General features: G+C 49.4%; 5 protein-coding genes. All 5 read right to left on the minus strand.

Annotated features, from left to right (window positions below; genetic code table 11):
• Positions 1-11: 11 nt before the first annotated feature.
• The 5 genes from ACQY18_RS06335 to ACQY18_RS06355 all read right to left on the minus strand — a co-directional run bounded on the left by ACQY18_RS06335 (position 12) and on the right by ACQY18_RS06355 (position 4,589).
• On the minus strand, positions 12-368 hold the full coding sequence (locus ACQY18_RS06335) for a hypothetical protein (protein ID WP_428039261.1): 357 nt from the start codon (positions 366-368) through the stop codon (positions 12-14).
• Between the two features lie 122 nt (positions 369-490).
• Positions 491-748 (minus strand): SWIB/MDM2 domain-containing protein, encoded by a 258-nt coding sequence (locus ACQY18_RS06340; RefSeq protein WP_176777839.1) that lies wholly within the window; start codon positions 746-748, stop codon positions 491-493.
• A 126-nt stretch (positions 749-874) separates the two neighbouring features.
• Positions 875-2,497: a phosphoenolpyruvate carboxykinase (ATP) gene (pckA, locus tag ACQY18_RS06345; RefSeq protein ID WP_176777840.1), complete on the minus strand. Its 1,623-nt coding sequence runs from the start codon at positions 2,495-2,497 to the stop codon at positions 875-877.
• Position 2,498: 1 nt separating this feature from the next.
• Positions 2,499-3,707 (minus strand): pyridoxal phosphate-dependent aminotransferase, encoded by a 1,209-nt coding sequence (locus tag ACQY18_RS06350; RefSeq protein ID WP_428039262.1) that lies wholly within the window; start codon positions 3,705-3,707, stop codon positions 2,499-2,501.
• Between the two features lie 42 nt (positions 3,708-3,749).
• Positions 3,750-4,589: a P-loop NTPase gene (locus ACQY18_RS06355; RefSeq protein WP_176777842.1), complete on the minus strand. Its 840-nt coding sequence runs from the start codon at positions 4,587-4,589 to the stop codon at positions 3,750-3,752.
• Positions 4,590-4,768 lie beyond the last annotated feature (179 nt).

Below are 4,768 nucleotides of genomic sequence, written 5' to 3' on the forward strand. Positions count from 1 at the left end.
TTTACTTATTTTTATCTTTCCCCGCCGAGCCGATTAAGTAAGCAGTGTGTATTTTTATACTTTTTTTGTGCCTTTTCCCCTTTGTTTTTTGTTGTTGATGGCCCTTGTCGTTTGCGGTTTGCCGTTGTTGTTCGCGGTTTGCCGTTGTTGTTTGCCGTTAAGCGCACCCCTTTGAAGCCGCCTATAAAATTTATTTTGAACGGAATATAAAGGCGTTTTATTTGTCCGACCGTAGGGAGTTGTAAAACGCCCGGCTCAAAATAGGTTTTATAGGTTCCCAGGGGGCTAGCCTTTTTGCCTTCTTTTTCTGCAATGAGAAAAAGAAGGGCGGGTTTGGGGCGCCGCCCCAAGAGTAATTGTTTGCCCACTTAATGCGAACGGGGAACAAAATGTTATTTTGTTCCCCGCGCGTTAAAATCCCCGCTTACCACCAGTTGTTAAATCCCATAAAAAAAGCCCCCTGTGCGGGGGCTTATCATACCCAAACTACTTATTTGGAAAGATGTTTGGAAATATATTTGCTCATATCAAACATGCTGATTTGTTTTTTGCCTTCAAAAATGGGGGCCAATTTCGCATCAGCGTTAATCATGCGTTTGTTTTTGGCATCCTGTAAGCCGTTCTTTTTAATGTATTCCCACATCTTTTTTACAACTTCGGTGCGGGGCAACGCGGCAGAGCCGACGATTACAGCCAATTCAGCGCTGGGGGTTAAAGGTGCCATAAATTTTGCATTTGCTTTTGCCATACTATTATTTCTCCTGTTTGTCCGGTACTTGGGTACCGTACTGCATTTAATCTGTTTTCTAAATTCTAGTAAATTTAGAGCCCCTTTGTAAGGGGGTTCCTTACAAAGGAGCCTAATACCGTTAAATTATTTGGCTTTTACTTTGGGCGCGGCGGCTAAAACTTCGGCCGTGCAGCCGGCTTCGTACTTCTTGAAGTTTTCAATAAAAGCCTTGGCCAGGTATTCGTATTTTTCCATATAGGCGGCTTTATCGGCCCATTGGTCGGCCGGGTTCAAAATTTCGCTCGGCACGCCGTCACATTCCGTGGGGATTTGGAAACCGAATACAGGGTCCGTAGTAAAGTGGACTTTAGCCAATTTACCGTCCAGCGCGGCGTTCAACAAAGCGCGCGTATATTTAATGCTGATGCGGTGCCCCACGCCATACGGGCCGCCAATCCAGCCGGTGTTTACCAACCAGCAATCCACGTTGTGTTCTTTAATTTTCTTTTTAAGTAGTTCCGCATACACAGACGGGTGGAGCGGCATAAACGGCCCGCCAAAGCAGGTAGAGAACGTGCTGGTAGGTTCTTTTACACCCTTTTCCGTACCGGCCACTTTGGCGGTATAACCGCTGATAAAGTGGTACAAGGCTTGGTCCGGGCTCAATTTGGAAATAGGCGGCATAACACCAAACGCATCACACGTTAAGAAAATGATGTTTTTGGGGTGTTCCGCACGTTTGGAGGGCACGGAGTTGCCGATAAATTCCAACGGATAGCAAGCGCGGGTATTTTCGGTCAGCGTGTCGTCGTCCAAATCCAACTTGCCGGTTTGGGGGTCAAAAACCACGTTTTCCAACACGGTGCCAAAGCGGCGGGTGGTGGAATAAATCTGCGGTTCCGCTTCTTCGCTCAAGCGGATTACTTTGGCATAGCAGCCGCCTTCAAAGTTAAAAATACCGTCGGCATCCCAGCCGTGTTCGTCGTCGCCGATTAAACCGCGGGTCATATCGGCAGACAGGGTGGTTTTACCCGTGCCGGAAAGGCCAAAGAAAATGGCGCTGTCGTGGTGGGTGCCCACGTTGGCGGAGCAGTGCATGGTCATAATGCCTTTCTGCGGGAGCAGATAGTTCATAATGGTAAACAACGCTTTTTTGTTTTCGCCGCCGTATTCGGAGCCAATCACCAACACCATTTTCTTTTCAATGTTAATCAAAATGGCGGTTTCGCTGACGGTGCCGTCGGTGGTGGGGTCCACTTTCATTTTGGGCAGGCAGATGAGCGTAAATTCCGGCACGAAGGATTTTAATTCTTCTTTGGCCGGTTCAATGAACATATTTTTTACAAATAAGTTCGTCCAAGCACATTCCGTAATGGCGCGTACTTTCAAGCGGGAAGCCTTGCTAGAGCCGACGTAAGCATCACGCACGAACAAATCTTTATCTTGCACATAAGCCTGTACTTTGGCAAAAATTTTGTCAAAATATTTAGGGTCAATGCCTTTGTTGCTTTTATTATAAAAAAGTTTACCTTCAATATCTTTGGTTTCAACAAAGTAGCGGTCATTGGGGCTGCGGCCGGTATGTTTACCGGTGCTTACGCACAAGGGGCCGCCATATACCAAGTTGGCTTCTTGGCGTTTAACGGCTTCTTCATACAAGGCCGGGGTGGAGTAGTTCCAAAAAACGTTTTTATCCGTTTTAATCCCAGCGTTTTCCAGCCCAAAATCCGGCTTAAAAAAATCCGGCGTAGCTTCTTTTATGTTCATGTTAATCCCTCTTTACTAATTTATCCCCGATTTTTATTTCGTTCGGAGCGGTTTTATCTACGGCCCAACGTATACGGCGTACACCTTCCGTCACGCTAGCCAAATCGGCGCAGAAACTAATGCGCAAATACCCGTCCATACCAAAGGCATTGCCGGGTACAACGGCCACAAGCGCTTTATCCAGCAAATACTGCGCCAGCGCCTGTGAATCCGCATTATAATAACTAAAATCTGCAAACGAGTAAAACGTGCCTTGCGGTTTAAGCACTTTTACATGGGGTATTTGGGCCAGTTCCTCTAGCAGCGCGTTGCGGTTTTCTTGCAGTACGCGGCACATTTCCCGCACGCAGGATTGGTCCCCGTTCAGCGCGGCCGCGGCGGCGGTTTCGGAAAGGGAACTGTTGCAAGAGGTGCTTTGCGCCTGCATTTTGCCCATAGCGGCAATCAGCGCCGTATTGGCACTTACGGCCCACCCGATACGAAGCCCCGTTAAACCGTATAATTTGGATACCCCGTTAATAATAACCAAATTTTCCCCTTTGCCCGCAAAAGCACACGGGTTGGGAACAGCGGCGCCGTCAAAAACCAGTTCGCGGTAAATGTCGTCCATCACTAAAAAGATTTGTTCTTTTTCGGCAAATTCTACCATTTCGCGGATAAAATCTTCCGGATAGATTTGGCCGGACGGATTGCACGGGCTGTTAATAATAATGGCTTTGGTAGCCGGAGTGACGGCTTGTTTGAGCTGGGCCGCGCTTACGCAAATCCCCGCCTGCGGGCGCACCACCACCGGCTTGCCGCCGGCCAAACGCACCATTTCCGGGTAGCTCACCCAATACGGGGCCGGAAAAATAACTTCGTCCCCCGCGTTGACGGCCGCCAATAAAAAGTTAAATAAGGCTTGTTTGGCTCCGGCGGAAATGATAATTTCTTGGGGCGCGTATTGCCGCCCGTATTGCCTGAATGTATAGGATAAGGCGGCCTCTTTCATAGCCGGAGTTCCGGCAGACGGCGAATATTTTATTTTGCGGGAGGCGGCCTGCGCCTGCAACGCTTCCACCGCCGCTAACGGGGCCGGAAAAGTAGGCTCCCCCCCGCCCAAATGAATAATCGGCTCGCCCGACGCTTTTAAGGCACGAGCGCGCGCATTAATTTTTAAGGTTGGGGAATCACCAATCGTTCCGGCCAGTTTGCTTAAATCCAAAGACATATAAATCCTCTCTGCTTATTCTAGCATTTAATGCAGCTTTTTTTATTTCGTTTTTTCCGGCAAGGCTTCCAGGCGCCTCAGTAGCGGCTCTAACGCCTCTTCGCGTATGCACTCCACGCGGCCCTCATCACACGCCGCGGCGCGCACCGGGTCCAACGGCAAACGCACCGCACAAGGGAAACCGAACTCCGCCGCCACCGCATCCGCGCGCGACGGCCCGAACAGCGCGGTATCGTGCCCGCACTCCGGGCATTTCAAATAGCTCATATTTTCCACATACCCCAGTAGCGGCACGTTCATCATGCGCGCCATTTTGACGGCTTTGGAAACTATCATATTGACTAGCCCCTGCGGCGTGCCCACCACCACAATACCGCTTAACGGCAGGCTTTGAAACACGGTCAAGGTCACATCCCCGGTGCCGGGGGGCATATCCACAAATAAATAATCTTCATCTTTCCAAATTACATCTTTCCAAAATTGCAGTACCGTGCCCGTAATTAAAGAGCCGCGCCAGATGACCGGGTCCGTTTCTTTTTCCAACAGTAAGTTTAAGGACATTACGTCTATGCCGCTATCGGAAGCCACCGGATAAATGCCGTTTTCGTCCCCCTCCGCCCGCGTTTTAATGCCGAACATTTTGGGGATAGACGGCCCCGTAATATCCGCATCCAACACGCCGGTTTGGTGCCCGCGGCGGGTCATTTCGCTAGCCAGTAAAGCCGTGACAAAGGATTTACCCACCCCGCCTTTGCCGCTCATCACGCCGATTACGCGCTTAATACGGCTTTGCGGATGCGGAGCCACTAAAAAACTTTCCGGTTTTTTATCGTCGCATTTTTGCGCGCAGTGGGCGCAATCGTGATTACAGTTTTCGCTCATTTTTCCCCCCTCACAATAATTTTAAATCTTTGTCCGCTAAGGCGCTAATTAAAAAACGTCCGTCCTGCAATCGTTTTAATTGCGCATAGGCGGCAGTATCATACTTTTTGGCGGTTCCTTCTTGAAAATAGAATTGGTGCGGCAAACGAGCCGTCACTTGATGAACCGGGATAACTAGC

The organism is Candidatus Avelusimicrobium faecicola (assembly GCA_900540405.1).
GTDB lineage: Bacteria > Elusimicrobiota > Elusimicrobia > Elusimicrobiales > Elusimicrobiaceae > Avelusimicrobium > Avelusimicrobium faecicola.

Coding starts and splice junctions, on each gene's coding strand:
- ACQY18_RS06340 (WP_176777839.1), bottom strand. CDS start 748: ATGGCAAAAGCAAATGCAAAATTTATGGCACCTTTAACCCCCAGCGCT.
- pckA (WP_176777840.1), bottom strand. CDS start 2,497: ATGAACATAAAAGAAGCTACGCCGGATTTTTTTAAGCCGGATTTTGGG.
- ACQY18_RS06350 (WP_428039262.1), bottom strand. CDS start 3,707: ATGTCTTTGGATTTAAGCAAACTGGCCGGAACGATTGGTGATTCCCCA.
- ACQY18_RS06355 (WP_176777842.1), bottom strand. CDS start 4,589: ATGAGCGAAAACTGTAATCACGATTGCGCCCACTGCGCGCAAAAATGC.